Below are 16,247 nucleotides of genomic sequence, written 5' to 3'. Positions count from 1 at the left end.
AAATTTTCATTTAAAAAAAACAATTCAAAAAACTGATTATGAATTAATTGTCTATAAAAAACGAAACAAAAAGAGCACTACGTTTTGCACAGGCATTTTTCAATCATTCGGAACTTATTTTTTTATTCCTGTTAACTAAAAGCAGCACAAGTTTTTAAGTTAAAACTTAGAGTTTATTACCGTATTTATTTTTTGTTTAAAAGAATATTAATGATTGAAAGACGCTGTTATTTCAGATTTTATATTTAAATTTCTGTATGAAAACAAATTGGGATGTAATTATTATCGGAGGGGGACTCGCAGGTCTTGCAGGCGCTCTTCATCTCTCTCGTAACGGGCTAAAGGTAGTCCTTATCGAAAAATCGGACTACCCGAGGCATAAAGTCTGTGGAGAATATATCTCTAATGAAATACTTCCATATTTGTCCTGGCTCGGCGTAAACGTTGCAGAGCTTCATCCTGCCGAAATAACGAAATTTGAATTCAGTTCTAATAATGGCAGGGCTGCCTTATCACAACTTCCTTTAGGCGGTTTCGGTGTCAGCCGACATGCCCTCGATTATTTTTTATATAAAAAAGCGGCTTCAGAAGGCTGTACTATTATTAAAGAAACAGTCACAGATGTTGTTTTTAAAAATGATTTGTTTACGGTTACAGCCGGAGACACTGTCCTGTCAGCCGGATTAGTCTTAGGTGCTTATGGAAAACGCTCTAATATCGATCATGCATTATCACGCAGTTTTATAACTAAAAAATCTCCGTGGCTGGCTGTCAAAGCGCATTATTCTGGAAATTTTTCAAACAACGTTGTAGCACTTCATAACTTTAACGGTGGTTACTGCGGGGTTTCAAAAGTAGAGAACAATATTATAAACATTTGTTATCTGGCCGATTATGATACTTTTAAAAAATATAAAAATATTGAGGACTATCAGGTAAATGTCCTTTACAAAAACAAACATCTGAAATCTATTTTTGAAAACAGCACGCTCCTATTTGAAAAACCTCTCACCATCAGCCAGATCAATTTTGATAAAAAAGAACCGGTTGAAAATCATGTTCTCATGATCGGCGACACTGCGGGTCTTATTCATCCTTTATGCGGTAACGGTATGGCTATGGCAATTCACAGCGCCAAAATAGCTTCAGAACTTTTTTTGGATTTTTACAGCGGTAAGATCCCATCACGAGAGCTTTTAGAAAAAACCTATACTCAAGAATGGAAAAAACATTTTGGACAACGCCTGAGGACGGGCAGGATTCTCGCCGAAATTTTAAAAAATAAAACAACAGCCAATGTTTTGACTTTACTCGCAGGGACTTTTCCTGCGCTGCTTCCTAAAATCATCAAGCTTACGCACGGAAAACCAATTATAATTGCCTAAATGAAAATAGATACTAAGTACAGGACGCAGGAAACTGAAATTATGGATGATTTTTCGCTTCAAGGCGAAGAACTCCGTAATACACTAGATCAGATTGCAGGTATAAATCGGATGCTGGGCGGGAATTCTATCATCATTAAGGGGCTTAGAAAATTGTTAAAAGATGCGGATATTTCTAAACCAATAAAAATTGCTGATATTGGCTGTGGCAGCGGTGATATGCTGCGCATGCTGGCAAAATATGGGAGAGACAAAAATATTACTTTCAGGCTCACTGGCATTGATGCCAATCTTTACACCATCAATTACGCAAAAACACTATCAAAAGATTATCCAGAGATAGCATACATCTGTACAGATATTTTTAATGCTGAAGCGCCTGATTTTGATTACGATATTATTTTATGCACCCTCACCCTTCACCACTTTTCAGACCAGCAGATCATGAATATAATGCCTGCCTTAACCCGCAGTGCCAAAATTGGTGTTATCATCAATGATTTACACCGCAGTAAAACCGCTTACAGGCTTTTTAAAATAATCAGTTTTGTATTTAACTTAAACCAAATGTCCCGCGAGGATGGACTCATCTCGATACTGCGCGGTTTTAAAAAGAGTGAATTGGAGCATTTTTCAAAAAAACTAAATTTAAGTCACTATACAATTAAATGGAAATGGGCTTTTCGATACCAATGGATAATTACTAAAAAATGAGTGTAAAAATAATAACAGCCGCAAAACAGTTACCACAGTATTCACGCCGAACCGAAGATATACTCCCTTTTCTGGATGTATGGCTCCAGAATCAGGACGAACGTTTTATACGAAAAGTAAAAAAAATATTTGAAAGCGCCGCCGTAGAAAAGCGCTACTCCATAATGGATCCTGTTGAAGTATTTACTGCTTCTTCATTTGAAGAAAAAAATGATATCTACAGCCGTGAAGTCATTATTCTGGGAGAAAAAGTTCTTGAAAAAGCACTTAAAAAAGCCGGCTGGGAGCCGCAGGATCTGGATTATATCATTACCGTAAGCTGCACCGGAATTATGATTCCATCATTGGATGCGTATCTTATTAATAAAATGAAATTAAGACCAGATATTGTCCGTCTGCCCGTAACCGAAATGGGATGTGCCGCAGGAATTTCTGGAATTATATATGCAAAGAATTTTCTAAAATCAAATCCAGGGAAACGTGCTGCTGTAATTGCAGTAGAATCACCAACAGCCACTTTTCAGCTACATGATTTTTCGATGCCCAATATTGTGAGCGCTGCTATTTTTGGTGATGGAGCATCCTGCTGTTTAGTATCGTCAAGCGAAGAAGATAGCGGACCCGAAATTCTGGACGAACAGATGTATCATTTTTATGATGCTGAACACATGATGGGATTTAAATTGACGAACAGCGGTCTGCAAATGGTATTAGACATAGAAGTTCCAGATACGATTGCTTCTCATTTCGGGGATATTATTCACCCCTTTTTAAAACAAAACAATTTAGAAATCAAAGATATAGATCACATGATATTTCATCCCGGCGGCAAAAAAATAGTCACAACCGTAGAATCGCTTTTTGCCGGACTGGATAAAAATATTGATGATACAAAAGAAATCCTCAAACAATACGGCAATATGTCGAGTGCAACTGTTTTGTATGTTTTGGAAAGTATTATGGACCGTAAACCTCAAAAAGGAGAAAAAGGTTTAATGCTGAGTTTTGGCCCCGGATTTTCGGCCCAGAGAGTTTTATTGCAATGGTAATTTAAAAGCTTATGAAATTAAATGATATTATAAAGCAGCTTCCGTACAGCGAACCTTTTTTATTTGTGGATGAATTGCTTCATGCCGATGAAAATGGTGTAACGGGAACTTACACTTTCAAAGAAGATCTTGATTTTTATAAAGGACATTTCAAGGACAATCCTGTAACTCCGGGCGTGATTTTAACCGAAACAATGGCGCAGATCGGAATGGTTTGTCTGGGAATTTTTCTATTAGGAAATGATCTTGGAGAAAACACCGTAATTGCTTTTACTTCTGCCGAAATGGAATTTCTAAAACCAGTGTATCCAAACGAAAAAGTAACGGTCACTTCTGAGAAATTGTTCTTTCGTTTTGGAAAATTAAAATGCAGAGCGGTCATGAAAAATGAAGCCGGACAAGAAGTCTGCAGAGGCGTTCTGGCAGGAATGATAACAAAAAAATTATGAAAAAACGAGTCGTAATAACTGGTCTTGGAGTTGCTGCGCCAAATGGTGTCGGTATTCCTGCATTTACTCATGCAATTCAAAACGGCCTCTCGGGTATACGCCATGATAAGCAGTTAGAGGAATTACAATTTTCCTGTCAGATTGCAGGACAGCCCCAGATAACGGACGATTTAAAAGCTGCCTATTTTACAGAACTCGAACTCCGCGGCTTTAACAGCACGGGGATTCTATACGGCGTTATCGCGGGTATAGAAGCCTGGAACAATTCTGGATTAGCCATCAATGAAGATCCCGATTGGGACAGCGGCTGTATTTTTGGAGCTGGAACTTCTGGTATTGATAAATTTCGGGAAAGTATTTATAAAATTGATGATCTTCAAACCAGAAGACTCGGAAGTACGGTTGTTGCCCAAACCATGAACAGCGGTATAAGTGCTTATTTGGGCGGTAAAATCGGACTCGGAAATCAGGTTACCACCAATTCGTCTGCCTGTACAACCGGTACAGAAGCTGTCTTAATGGCTTATGACCGCATACAATCTGGTCAGGCAAAACGAATATTGGCAGGAAGCACTTCAGACAGCGGCCCGTATATCTGGGGAGGATTTGATGCTCTTCGTGTCTGTTCTTCCCAATTTAATGACCATCCCGAAAAAGGTTCAAGACCTATGAGTGCTTCTGCAGCGGGATTTGTACCGGGAAGCGGTGCCGGGGCTTTTGTGATTGAGGATTTAGAAAGTGCCTTAGAACGCAGCGCGACTATTTATGGCGAAATATTAGGCGGTAACTGCAATTCGGGCGGACAGCGCAACAGCGGTACGATGACGGCTCCTAACAGCACAGCGGTTCAAAGATGCATTCAAAAAGCTGTTGAAAATGCAGGAATTGATCCAAATCAGATTGATGCCGTAAACGGTCATTTGACCGCTACGACTAAAGACAGTCTGGAAATAGAAAACTGGACAAAAGCACTGGGAAGATCTGGTTCTGATTTTCCTTATATCAATTCGTTGAAAAGCCTAACCGGACATTGCTTAAGTGCTTCCGGAAGTATTGAATGTGTGGCTTCGGTGTTACAGCTTTATGAAGGCTTTTTGTTTGGAAACCTCAACTGCTCTGATCTGCATCCTGAAATTGCTGCACTAATAGATCCTTCAAAAGTGCTGCAGCAGACGATTAAAAGTAATCCTAAAATAATAGCTAAAGCCAGTTTTGGTTTTGGCGATGTAAACGCATGCGTAATCTTAAAAAAATATAACGACTAAAATGGACAAAAAAGAACTAATTGAAAAACTTAAAGTAATTATAAAGCCTTTTACAACTAATACAGAAGCCTTTAATAATTTAACTGAAGAAACTGATTTTATCAAAGATCTTAATATCAACTCGGCTAATCTGGTTGATATTGTACTGGATATTGAAGAGAACTTTGATATCGTAATCGACAATGCAGATATGGAAAGAATGCTTGATGTTAAAACCGCTGTTGAAATCATCGAAACAAAACTTGCCGCAAAATGATTGGTAATGATGTAATAGATCTTGCGCAGTCACGCATTGAGAGCAGATGGCAGCGCAGGGGCTTTCTTGAAAAACTCTTTACCACCCCGGAACAGCTTTTAATAAAGCAAAGTTCTGAACCTGAAATCATGGTATGGATGCTCTGGAGTATGAAAGAAGCTGCCTATAAAATATACAACAGACAGACCAAAATAAGACAGTACATTCCGAAAAAGCTTGACTGTACTATACTCATTCAAGAAAATGCTCAGGCAAAAGGACTGGTCTCCTGTGGTGAAAATATTTATTACACCAATACAATTATTGACAAAGACAGCATCTATACGACAGCCGTCTGCACTTTGGCAGATTTAGACCATATTACTGCAGTAGAAAATAAAAACATCTTCAAAGACGTTAACGGTATTCCCTACTTGTATAATGCTGCAGCCAATTCTTATCAGGATGTCTCCATAACTCATCATGGGCGTTTTGAAAAATTGGCAGTGATAATGAAATAAGCTGCCGATTTCTCTCATAGGATCTCCCAGCAGTTAAAGAGGTTTCTAACCCCACAAACAACTGCACGATAGATCATTATAAAACCAGATTAAAACTAAGTACAGGCAAATTTCGTATATGAAATAAAACCTGCATCATGACTGTAAATTCACTTCGATTGCCAGCAGTAACATACAGCTGTCTTTACAAAAACTACGGAAGGGCTATACCCTTTGAAGAGTTGTGCGAATATATTAGTGCTTCTTTTAAAGAAGACGAGCTTGCATCTGGAATTTTTTCGACGGAAAGGGAATATCAGACCCGTATCATGGACACATTAGTATTTCTTTCAGATCTTAAACTGATCATCTTAAACCAGCTTACAGATGAAAGCTGTATCAATCTGTCAATTTTAAATTAAACAAATATTTAGCCTGTTCTGCTCATAAAAAAATCCTGAAGAAATTCAGGATTTTAAATTGTACAGGTAAAGGCATACCTCAAGACAGCTAATGTCCCGATACGTTTTTGCTGTGCGCTACAAATTTTAATTTCTTAGCGCAGTACAACCCAAAGAAAAGAATGTAACCATAACAGATTACAGGAATAATAAAAGATTTTTGCACGCCAAATTCAGAATCTGCCAATACGCCTTGTACTAATGGAATTAGTGCGCCTCCTAAAATTGCCATAACCAAAAGTGAGGATCCCTGACTAGTATGACTTCCTAATCCTGAAATGCTTAAGGTATAGATATTAGAAAACATTATAGAATTAAAAATTCCGATTCCTAAGATACTGTACATTGCCATTGCGCCCGAACTAAAAATCGCTGCAAGCAGTAAAATAATATTGATTGAAGCAAATACCGCCAAAGTTCTTGCTGGAGCCGATTTTCCCACCATAAAAGCCAGAAAATTTAAAACCAGAAATACGATAAAGAAACTCATCTGATCAAACGTTAAGTTAACAATACTGTAAATCAGTAAGAAAACTGCTGCTGCTGTTAGGATCATGTAAACAGCTTTTTTTCCCTGACTGATCCCATGATTCAAAGAAATGGCACCTAAGAAACGTCCAATCATAGCACCGCCCCAATACATGGCCAGGTAGTTTTTACTGACTGCTTCTGTAAGTCCCATTACGTTTTCTAATTCTAAAAAACTAATTATAAAACTCCCTACAGCTACTTCTCCGCCTACATAACAGAAAATCCCAAGGATTCCCAAACGCAATTGCGGAAAGGTTAAAGCTCCTAATCCTTTCTGCTCTGTTTCTTCGGTTTGAAAAGAGGGCAGTTTTACATTATAAATCAAAACAGCCACCAAAAGCAATATTCCTGCAAATACAAGATACGGAACGCGAGTAGCTTCTGCCGTAATATTATGATCGCCTCCTGGCCCAAAAACAAGATAACCGCCTAATATTGGTGCAATCGTTGTTCCAAAAGCATTAAAGGCCTGTGTCATATTTAAACGTCCCGAAGCACTTTCTTCTGATCCTAAAAGTGAAACATACGCATTGGCCGTAATCTGCAGGATCGTAAATCCTAAACCGAGGACAAACAGTGCTCCAAGAAACAATCCGTAAACTGAAAAAGTCGCAGCAGGATAAAACAAAACACAGCCCGCTGCAGATAAAATAATTCCAGACAAAATGCCTTTTTTATAGCCCACTTTATTAATCGGATCTCCTTTATAATACGAAACCGCAAAATAAGCCAGCGAGCCCAAAAAGTAAGCTCCAAAGAAACAAAACTGAACCAGCATCGATTCTACAAAAGTAAGAGCAAATAATTTCTTTAAATAAGGAATTAAAATGTCGTTCATGCAGGTAATAAATCCCCACATAAAAAAAAGCAGCGTAATGGTAATCAGCGGAACGGTGTAATTTGGCTTCGCTTGATTGGCAGTATTGGTATTCATAACTAAATCATAATTTAAACCCGTTGGGGGTAATTCGAAAAATAAATATTTTGACACGGATTTCACGGATTCGTTACCACGAAGACGCGGATTTTCACAGATTTTTTTTCTTATTCGATATGTAAATCTCCGAAAATCCGCGGTTTTGCAAAGCAAATCTGTTTTATCCGCGTTTTAATTTAGGCCGTTTCTATTTTTAAATTATTGAACCCAATGGGTTAATTTTATAAAAAAATAAAAAAATCGAGAAAACCGCCCCGGTTGAACGAGGCGGTTTTCAAAAATAAAACTAACTAAATTTAAGGTTTAAGTTCTGTGAACTTTGTATCTAATTCAAAAGCTTTCTTTACTTTCTCAGCAGTGATTTCGCTGCCTACAGTAAATGACGCTGTTTGTTTAATGTCTTGTGAAGATGCTCCAACGAGAACATTGTACTTTCCTGCTTCGGCAATCCAGGCACTTTTACTTTCTAAGAACGAGGCCAGATCTTTTGGAGCCAATGTAAAAGTTAAAGTCTGGCTTTCACCCGGTTTTAATTCTTTTGTTTTTCCAAAAGCTTTCAATTCTTCTTTTGGTTTGTCAATAGATTTAGACGGAGCGTTTAAATACAGCTGCACTACCTCTTTTCCAGCCGCTTTTCCTGTATTTTTTACCGTAACCGAAACCGTTAATTTATCTTTAAAAGCTGGTGAACTTACTTTAATACCTGAATATTCAAAAGTCGTATAAGAGCTTCCAAAACCAAACTCGTAAGACGGTTTAATGTTGAAAGTGCTAAAATAACGGTATCCAACATAAACTCCCTCTTCGTAAGTTACTTCTCTTGGATTATCTGCCGGAACTCCAGGGAAATTTTTAGCCGAAGAATTATCGGCATATTTCACAGGAAATGTCATCGTTAATTTTCCAGACGGATTTACTTTTCCAGAAATTACATCTGCTACAGAATGACCGCCTTCCTGTCCTGGCTGCCATGCTAATAAAATGGCATCTACTTTATCTTTCCAAGAAGCTGTTTCGATTACTCCTCCAATATTTAAAATAACTACTACTTTTTTTCCTTTGGCATGAAAGGCTTTTGAGATTTTATCCAGCATTACAATTTCTTCTTCTGCCAGATTAAAATCATTGTCTACAACTCGATCTCCGCCTTCTCCAGAATTTCTGCCCAAAGTTACAAAAGCAATTTCAGATGTTTCTGCTTTTTTCTGAATCAATGCGTCATCCATTTTCAATTCAGGAAGTCTTTCCGGCAAAGCCAAAACACCTCTTTTCTTTCTGTTTTCTTTTTCTGCCGCTTGTTCTTTTTCAGCAAAGGGAGTATATAAATCAGTTAGTTCTTTATCTAATTTATAACCCGCCGCATTTAATCCTTCTAATAGAGAAACAGTATGTTTGTTGTTTACAGCCCCGCTTCCAGTTCCACCCGTAATCCATGCGTATGAAGTTACCCCAAATAACGAAACCTCTTTCTGCTTGTCAGCAAAAGGCAGTGCATTTTTTTCATTTTTAAGCAAAACCATTCCTTCTGTTGCCGCACTTCTCGTTACAGCAGCATTTTGAGTTAAGTTGGGTTTGTCGCTGTATTTGTATTTAGCAAAAGTCGGTGTACGGAAAACGTATTCTAAAATTCTTCTCACATTCGTATTGGCCGCTTCCTGAGATAATTTACCCGAATTTAAAGCTTCTAATAATGCTTTTTTCTGAGCAGGAATTCCCGGCATCAAAAGATCGTTTCCGGCATTCATTTGTTTGACCACATCAGAAATACCGCCTTTTTGAATCGATTCAAAACCTGGAAAACCTCCAAACCAATCCGTCATTACAATTCCTTTAAAACCCCATTCTTCTCTTAAAACCTGAGTTAAAAGATCTCTTCGGTCAGAAGTATATTGGCCATTTAATTTATTGTATGAAGACATAACCGTCCAAGGCTGTGATTCTTTAACCGTGATTTCAAAACCTTTTAAATACAATTCCCTAATCGCTCTTTCAGAAACATGTGCGTTAATTGTTAAGCGGTTGGTTTCTTCATTATTCACGGCATAATGTTTAATAGAAGTTCCAACACCTTGGGACTGAATTCCGTTTACAATTGCTGCCGCGGTTTTCCCTGAAATTAACGGATCTTCAGAATAATATTCGAAGTTTCTTCCGTTTAAGGGATTTCTCTGAATATTCAAAGCCGGTGCCAGTAAAACATCTACGCCGTACTCTTTCACTTCATTTCCCATTGCTTTTCCAACTTCTTCCAACAAAGCTTTATTCCAAGTTGAAGCCAAAGCTGTTCCCACCGGAAAAGCGGTTGCATAATAAGTTTTAGAATCGTTTTCTCTAGTCGGTGCAATTCTTAAACCAGCAGGACCGTCGGCCACAACTGTTGCAGGAATTCCGAAACGCTCAAAAGAAGCAGTACCACCTGCAGCTCCAGGAACCAAACCTTGTTTCGAATCTCCAACAGGCCCCGTCAGCACTTCGATACCAGGCATTCCCGTTCCGATTAATAATTCTACTTTTTCGGCATTGGTCATTTCTTTAATAATCGCTTCAATTCTCTGATTCACAGTCAGACGTGTATCTTCCCATAAATCTAATTTTCCGTTTTTATTAAAATCGGTAAACGTAAATCCGTTAATCGTAATTATAGGATCTTTTTCGTTTTTTGGTAGCGTATTAAAAGACAGACTTGAAAGTACAAGCGCTGTTAAAAGCGTTACCCTTACTGTTTTTGTAATTGTATGTTTCATAATATTGATAATTTTAAAAGTCCTAGTTTAAAAATCCTTCTAGCTGCAGCCATTCTTCGAATCGCGTTTCCCAAGAATCAACTGGAAGATTTTGTTTTCCTGTTCCAAAACCGTGGCCTCCTTTTGAGTACATGTGCAATTCTACAGTCTGCCCGGCATCAAGCCACTTATTGTACATCTGAATACTTCTTGGAGCCAATTTTAACTGATCGTCACTGGCTGCACAGACAAACATTGGAATCTTTTTGTCTGGAACGGGAATGCTTAATAATTCTGGTCTTGGGCCGCCGTAAATATTAGCGGCAAAATCGGGTAATTGGTCTTTCGCATTATCCAAAACGGTTTCCATCGCAACTGTACTTCCGGCAGAAAAACCAATTATTCCGACTTTCTTAATATTAATTCCATATTTTGAGGCATTTGCCCGAACGTATTTCAAAGCATTTTTTCCGTCCTGCGCTGCTAACTGAATAGTTGCTATAGAATTTTTTTCAAAAGCAGCTCTGTCTTTCAGTTTGTCCATCATTTCTCTTGCAGGATCGTTTGTTTCTGTTTTGTTCAAGCGGTATTTTAAAACAAAAGCAGTAATTCCTTTTTTACTTAAAATCTCTGCTAATTCTTTTCCTTCTCTGTTAATCGATAAACTCTGGAAACCTCCGCCCGGAGCAATCACGATTGCAGTTCCAGTATTTTTAACTCCTTTTGGAACCTGATAAACCAACAATGACGGATCGGTAACATTATAAACGACTTCTGTCTTAAAAAGATCCGAATACATTTGTGCTTCTGTCTGTGTCCAGTCTTCAGATCCTGGAGCTTTGCCTTGGTATAATTTTATGCTTTCCTGCGCTTTTACCCCGCTTGCGAGTAATGTGAAGAAGGCAGAAAATAGGATTATTTTGTTTTTCATATTGTTGTTTTACTTTTTAAGTAATTGTTATTAACTGAAATGCAATTTCTCGCAAAGCCGCAAGGACGCAAAGTTTTAAAGTCAGACTTAAAAAAATCACTTTGTGACTTTGCGTCTTTGCGAGATTAAAAATTACAGTACAACTTATTTCTTATAAGCTTCTGTTCTGGCATCTTTAATAACACCTTTCCAGTTCAATCCGTAAGCGAAATCATAAACATTTCCTTCGCTGTCTTTGTGCGGGATCATATCAAACGGAACGTCTTCAAATTGTTTTTCAACCGTTTCCATATTCGCCGGCATCTGAACCGGAAGTAATCCTGACGGTTCTGTTTTTCCAGAAATAATGTCTAAAACAGCCTGAGAAGAAACACCGAAATTCAATACAATTCCATCCACTTGTTTTTCAAATTCATTAAAAATCATTGGCTTTGAAGCTGTAACCGAAACAATAACCGGTTTTCCGTTCATCATGTCTTTAGTATCCAGAATTGTTCTCAAATCCATAGTGTTTGCTGCGGTAACCGTTTTGTTTTTATAAGTTCTGTCTTTGATTGTCGGGTCAATAACCTGATCTCCGGCAGCAATACTTTTTGCTCTGGCTTCTGTTGCAGTATAAGTTCCGTATTGAAGTGAAATTGGCACATAACCATTGCTTCCGTTTTGTCTGTCTTTTAAATCATAACCGCCTTCTAAGCTCTGCGGGCTGGTAACAAAAACTATCGCAAAATCAGCTTTAGAAGGATCTTCAGTCACATTATAATATTTCTTAACCAAATCTAAATTTACCGGATAATCTAGTTTTGGCTGACTCGCAACGCCCCACCAGTCTTTGGTTGAAGCGGTATAAATCTTCGGAATAAAAACGGTTTTCTTTTCTTTTAAAGGCAGTACAGAAGCTTTGTTTTTCAATAAAACGATCGATTTCAACTGCGCATCGTAACCTGCTTTCATAAACTCAGGGTTTCCAACAACAGCTTTCGTTTCGGCAACATTTAAATATGGATTTTCAAAAAGACCGACTCTAAAAATATTCTTTAACAAACGCACTGCTGATCTTTCAAATCTGGCTCTCATAAAAGATTCACCAAATTCTTTGATTCCCATTTGATACGCCGCTAAAACAGGTTTTTTATCGTTGTTTCCTCCAAACTGATCTGCACCGGCAATAATCGCCTTGTAATGTCTCTCATCGATAGAGAGATTTTCGACTCCCCAAGGTTTTCCGGCAAAGATGTTTGGTGTTTTTCCTTCATCTCCCGTAACAAGCCAATCGGTGCAGACCACGCCGTCGTAACCGTATTTATCTCTTAGTAAATCTGTAATGATGTATTTGCTGTAACCATTGGCTACGTTTTCATTGTATTTTTTATCCTGATCAAAAGTGATGGTGTAATAAGGCATTACTGCCGAAGCTTTGCTGGTTTTTCCTTTTAATTTGAAAGCGCCGTTAATAAACGGATCAATATGCTGCTCGAGATTATTTCCTGGATAAACGGCAAATTTTCCGTATGCCCAATGTCCGTCTCGTCCGCCTTCTTCAGCCCCGCCGCTTGGCCAGTGTTTTACCATTGCGTTGACACTTTTGTAACCCCAGCCGTCTTTGATTTCATCTTTTCCGTAAGAAGTCTGAAATCCGTCAATATAGGCTCTTCCCATATCTCTGGTTAAGGCCGGGCTTTCGCCAAAAGTCATTGAGATTCTATACCATCTTGGTTCCGAACCCAAATCTATCTGCGGAGAAAGTGCCGTTGCAATTCCGAGTGCACGGTATTCTTTGGCTGCAATCTGTCCAAACTGTTCTACAATTTTTGGGTCAAAAGTGGATGCCATTCCCAAACCATCCGGCCACATTGAGATGGTTCCTCCTGCTCCTGCATTAAATTCTGAAGTTACATTGGCCGTATGACGCGGATCTGTACTGGTATTGCTCGGAATTCCCAATCCAATTCCTTCTACAAAAGCCTGCATTTGGTTGTTCCATAATGCCGCAACTTCAGGAGTTTCGACACTTGTAATTAATACATGTCGAAGATTATCTTCTTTTAAAAATGCTTTTTGTTCATCAGTCAGCTGCCACGGTGCTGCGCCGCTTTCGCTAAATATTTTTCCGTTGTAATGCCCTGCTCTATATCCGTCTGCAGGAGCTGGAAGTGCCTGATGACGGCTGTAAAGCATCAATCCTGCAATTTGTTCTACCGACATTTTTGAAGCTAGATCTTTGGCTCGTTCATCTGCCGAAAGGCGCCAGTCTTCGTATTTATCAAGCTTTCCGTTTTTATTTAAATCTTTAAATTTCTTTCCGTTAACGGTTAGAATTTTGATGCCGGATTCGGGAGAATATCCCAAATCTGCACCTTTATTGTTTTTAATTACAGTAAAATTTTCTTGTTGTGCCTGCATGGCAACACTAAGCAAAAAAGCGAAACTGACAGTTATGATATTTTTTTTCATGTGAAATAAATATTAGAATCTGAAATTAAGAGAAGCTTCTAAAGTAAATGGACGGATATAAGATCCTACCAAAAGCTGATCGTAATAAGCAGAAGCATCTGTAATTAACTCTGCTCCGTTAATCGTTCCCTTAGCACCAGTCTGGTTCAGGAAGTTTACAGCAGTTAAACCAATATCAAAATGCTTGTTGATTTTATAGTTTACCCCTCCAAAAGTTTCCCATCTTGGCGCAAAATATAGGGCGTTTGTTAAGTTTGCATACTGTTTACTGAAATAACGGAAACTCGCCCAGACTTTGAAATCTCCATAAGTATAACTCGGATCAATTTCCATTAAAACCTTAGAAATTTCTAATACGTTTTTATCGTTGTAAGAATAGCTGTTTCCAAAAGCATTAAAATCATAATTTTTGTAAACGGGATCTTGGAACGTAATTAAATAGTGAAGATTAAAACCTTTAAAAGGTGTCGCCACAATATCTGTCGTCCATCCTAAAGTCTGAATATCGTAGAACACGGTTGCAACTTGTGACTGTGTCGCGTCTGAAGGATTTACAAGATTTAATCTCGCTAAATAATTGTTTCTTGTTAAATAAGTCGCTTGAGAAACGATACTGAAATTTTTATTATTGTAATACAGTCCAAATGCCGCTAACGGACTTTTTGATTTTGCATTGTTTGGCACTGCAGCTCCAGAATAACTTTCTAACTGGCCGTTCTTTTCTGTATACGTGAAATCTGCAAGGATTCCAGCGCTTTTTGTCACTTTGTAAACGGCATTAATAGAACCTCCTAAATGAAACCAGTTGTTGTCAAAATAAGTTTTCTGAGTTGGATCCAGCACTAAATCTGGTGTTCTTGGGGTTAAATAATAATCTCCCTTTAGTTTGTGGTATCTTAAATTGATTCCGTATGCTAAGCTGAAACGATCACTAATCGTCCAATTATCTGAGAAGTAACCGGATAATTTATTTTCAAAACCATTGTGGTATTCACCGCCGACATTGTAATTGTAAAATCCGTCAGCATCTGTATTTGAAGTACCGCCTGGTGTATTGCGAACCAATTTATCTGGATTGGCACTTACTGTCTGGTTAAAGAATGAACGGCTTGAAGTAAAATCATCAACTTGGTAATAATATTCTAAAAGACCAAATCTCCATTTGTGTTTTTCTACGTTCTTTTTAATTTCAAATCTTGAAAGTGCTGTTTTGGTTGGAACTCCATCTGTGTACAATCCTAACATCGAATTTACGTTTCCAACATAAGCATTTCCGTTAGATTTGTAGGTAAAATTATCCGATGCGGATGCCTGAAAAATTCCAAGCGGAATAGCAATCAGCTGTGAAGCTTCGGTGTAACGAAAACGAGTAGAGAAATTGAATTTCCAATCATTGGCCAGATCGTAATTTCCTAAAATATCAAAAGTATGAGAAGTCGTTGCGGCATCGCTTCCGCCCATGTCTGCAAATTTTGTCTCACCCGTCATGATATCTTTAAATTTCATGATTCCGTCATTTACGATATACGAATCACGTCCGATTTTAAAATCGTTGTATTCTTCTACTTTTCCGCCTTCTTTGTATCTGAAAACGGCATAGTTGGTTAATGACGCAGAATTGGCATATTTGTACAAAAAGCTGATCTGCCCTCTGCCGTTATTGAACTTCTTGGTTAATCCTGCTCTGTAGATCTGTGTTCTGTCTGAATAATTAGCGAATTTTAAATCAAACGAATTCGGATCAAAATTGGCATACGCGCCCATTGTATACGACCAGCCTTTTGCCAGCGGCCCCGAAACGTTTATGTCGCCTTTCATCCATCCAAAACTGGAACCTGAAAGATTTCCAACAATTTCTAGTTTGTCTGTTCCCAATTTTGTGTAGGAGTTAACAGCAAAACCTAAATCTCCAGTTGTAATGGCAGCTTCTCCTACTTTAAGTAAACCGGTTCTTTCTAAACTGGTGCTTTGTCTCCAGGTTCTGTTTGGTAATTCCGGCCAGAAATAATAAACAACCGGCAGATCATTTTCCTGAATGGTAATTCCTCCAACAGATGAAGGCAGTCCGATGTTCACTTCACGCGGTCCCGTATTGTTGGCTGCATTAAGCATTACATTTCTATTTTTTTCTTCTTTGGTATCCGTTTCTACAATTTTGGTTTTGGTTTTAATAGAATCTACGGGTTTTCCTTGTTTTTTATCTTCTTGAGAAAAAGCATCTATTGATGGGAAAAAAGCCATGCAAAATGCTGCGATTAGTAATTTTTTCATGTGGATTTAAGTTAGTGATAATTACCATGAATTTTCATTGCTTCATAATGAAGCAATATTAAATACTATTTCTCATTTCAACAAATAAATGATGTTATAATTTTTATTTTCACATAAATCAGAGCTTATAAATCACATAAAAACAATAAAGTACGTTTATTGCTAAATCTTCAAAATAAAATGCAAAAACTACTACCTCGTTTGCGTAAAACATCGCATTTACTAAAAAATGAGTTGTTTTTGTCTAAAAAACCTATGACAGGTTTTGAATAAAAAACCTAAAAAATCACCTTAATTTATTTTTTTTAAGGAATAACAATAAATCAGAAAAAACTGAAACTA

Annotated in this window: 13 protein-coding genes; 8 read left to right on the top strand and 5 right to left on the bottom strand. The window is 37.9% G+C overall.

Features of this window, described 5'->3' with window-relative positions; translation table 11 throughout:
* The first annotated feature begins 257 nt into the window (after positions 1–257).
* The 8 genes from C4F50_RS13440 (at position 258) to C4F50_RS13405 (ending at position 6,019) form a co-directional block, all read left to right on the top strand.
* Complete coding sequence (locus C4F50_RS13440; protein WP_194139174.1) at positions 258–1,385, top strand: NAD(P)/FAD-dependent oxidoreductase; 1,128 nt, start codon at positions 258–260, stop codon at positions 1,383–1,385.
* Positions 1,386–2,099, top strand: coding sequence for a methyltransferase domain-containing protein (locus C4F50_RS13435; protein WP_194139173.1), 714 nt, complete (start codon positions 1,386–1,388; stop codon positions 2,097–2,099).
* A complete protein-coding gene (locus tag C4F50_RS13430; protein ID WP_194139172.1) occupies positions 2,096–3,148 on the top strand; it encodes a type III polyketide synthase in 1,053 nt (350 codons plus the stop codon). Before C4F50_RS13435 ends, C4F50_RS13430 begins: the two co-directional genes overlap by 4 nt.
* Positions 3,149–3,159: 11 nt before the next feature.
* The gene (locus C4F50_RS13425; protein WP_194139171.1) at positions 3,160–3,597 is read left to right on the top strand and encodes a 3-hydroxyacyl-ACP dehydratase FabZ family protein; all 438 of its coding nucleotides are present in this window, start codon (positions 3,160–3,162) and stop codon (positions 3,595–3,597) included.
* Positions 3,594–4,862, top strand: a complete 1,269-nt coding sequence (locus tag C4F50_RS13420) for a beta-ketoacyl-[acyl-carrier-protein] synthase family protein (protein ID WP_194139170.1) — start codon at positions 3,594–3,596, stop codon at positions 4,860–4,862. The genes C4F50_RS13425 and C4F50_RS13420 overlap by 4 nt, the downstream gene beginning before the upstream one ends.
* A 1-nt stretch (position 4,863) precedes the next feature.
* Positions 4,864–5,118 carry an acyl carrier protein gene (locus tag C4F50_RS13415; protein ID WP_194139169.1) on the top strand — a complete coding sequence of 85 codons (255 nt, stop codon included), beginning with the start codon at positions 4,864–4,866 and terminating at the stop codon, positions 5,116–5,118.
* A complete protein-coding gene (locus tag C4F50_RS13410) occupies positions 5,115–5,618 on the top strand; it encodes a 4'-phosphopantetheinyl transferase superfamily protein (protein WP_194139168.1) in 504 nt (167 codons plus the stop codon). Before C4F50_RS13415 ends, C4F50_RS13410 begins: the two co-directional genes overlap by 4 nt.
* Before the next feature lie 137 nt (positions 5,619–5,755).
* Positions 5,756–6,019, top strand: a complete 264-nt coding sequence (locus C4F50_RS13405) for a hypothetical protein (RefSeq protein WP_194139167.1) — start codon at positions 5,756–5,758, stop codon at positions 6,017–6,019.
* Positions 6,020–6,107: 88 nt separating this feature from the next.
* Here C4F50_RS13405 and C4F50_RS13400 read toward each other — a convergent pair whose 3' ends face one another.
* The 5 genes from C4F50_RS13400 to C4F50_RS13380 all read right to left on the bottom strand — a co-directional run bounded on the left by C4F50_RS13400 (position 6,108) and on the right by C4F50_RS13380 (position 15,905).
* Positions 6,108–7,523 (bottom strand): sugar MFS transporter, encoded by a 1,416-nt coding sequence (locus C4F50_RS13400; protein WP_194139166.1) that lies wholly within the window; start codon positions 7,521–7,523, stop codon positions 6,108–6,110.
* 299 nt (positions 7,524–7,822) lie between these two features.
* Positions 7,823–10,270 (bottom strand): glycoside hydrolase family 3 C-terminal domain-containing protein, encoded by a 2,448-nt coding sequence (locus C4F50_RS13395; protein ID WP_194139165.1) that lies wholly within the window; start codon positions 10,268–10,270, stop codon positions 7,823–7,825.
* 22 nt (positions 10,271–10,292) lie between these two features.
* Positions 10,293–11,180 (bottom strand): alpha/beta hydrolase, encoded by an 888-nt coding sequence (locus tag C4F50_RS13390; RefSeq protein WP_194139164.1) that lies wholly within the window; start codon positions 11,178–11,180, stop codon positions 10,293–10,295.
* Between the two features lie 144 nt (positions 11,181–11,324).
* A complete protein-coding gene (locus C4F50_RS13385; RefSeq protein ID WP_194139163.1) occupies positions 11,325–13,634 on the bottom strand; it encodes a glycoside hydrolase family 3 protein in 2,310 nt (769 codons plus the stop codon).
* Positions 13,635–13,646: 12 nt separating this feature from the next.
* On the bottom strand, positions 13,647–15,905 hold the full coding sequence (locus C4F50_RS13380; protein ID WP_194139162.1) for a TonB-dependent receptor: 2,259 nt from the start codon (positions 15,903–15,905) through the stop codon (positions 13,647–13,649).
* Between the last annotated feature and the right edge of the window lie 342 nt (positions 15,906–16,247).

Origin of the sequence: Flavobacterium hungaricum, assembly GCF_015182285.1 — a bacterium.
In the GTDB taxonomy this organism is placed as follows: Bacteria; Bacteroidota; Bacteroidia; order Flavobacteriales; family Flavobacteriaceae; genus Flavobacterium; species Flavobacterium hungaricum.
Note: the sequence above shows the minus strand (reverse complement) of the source record. Positions and strands in the feature narration are given on the sequence as shown.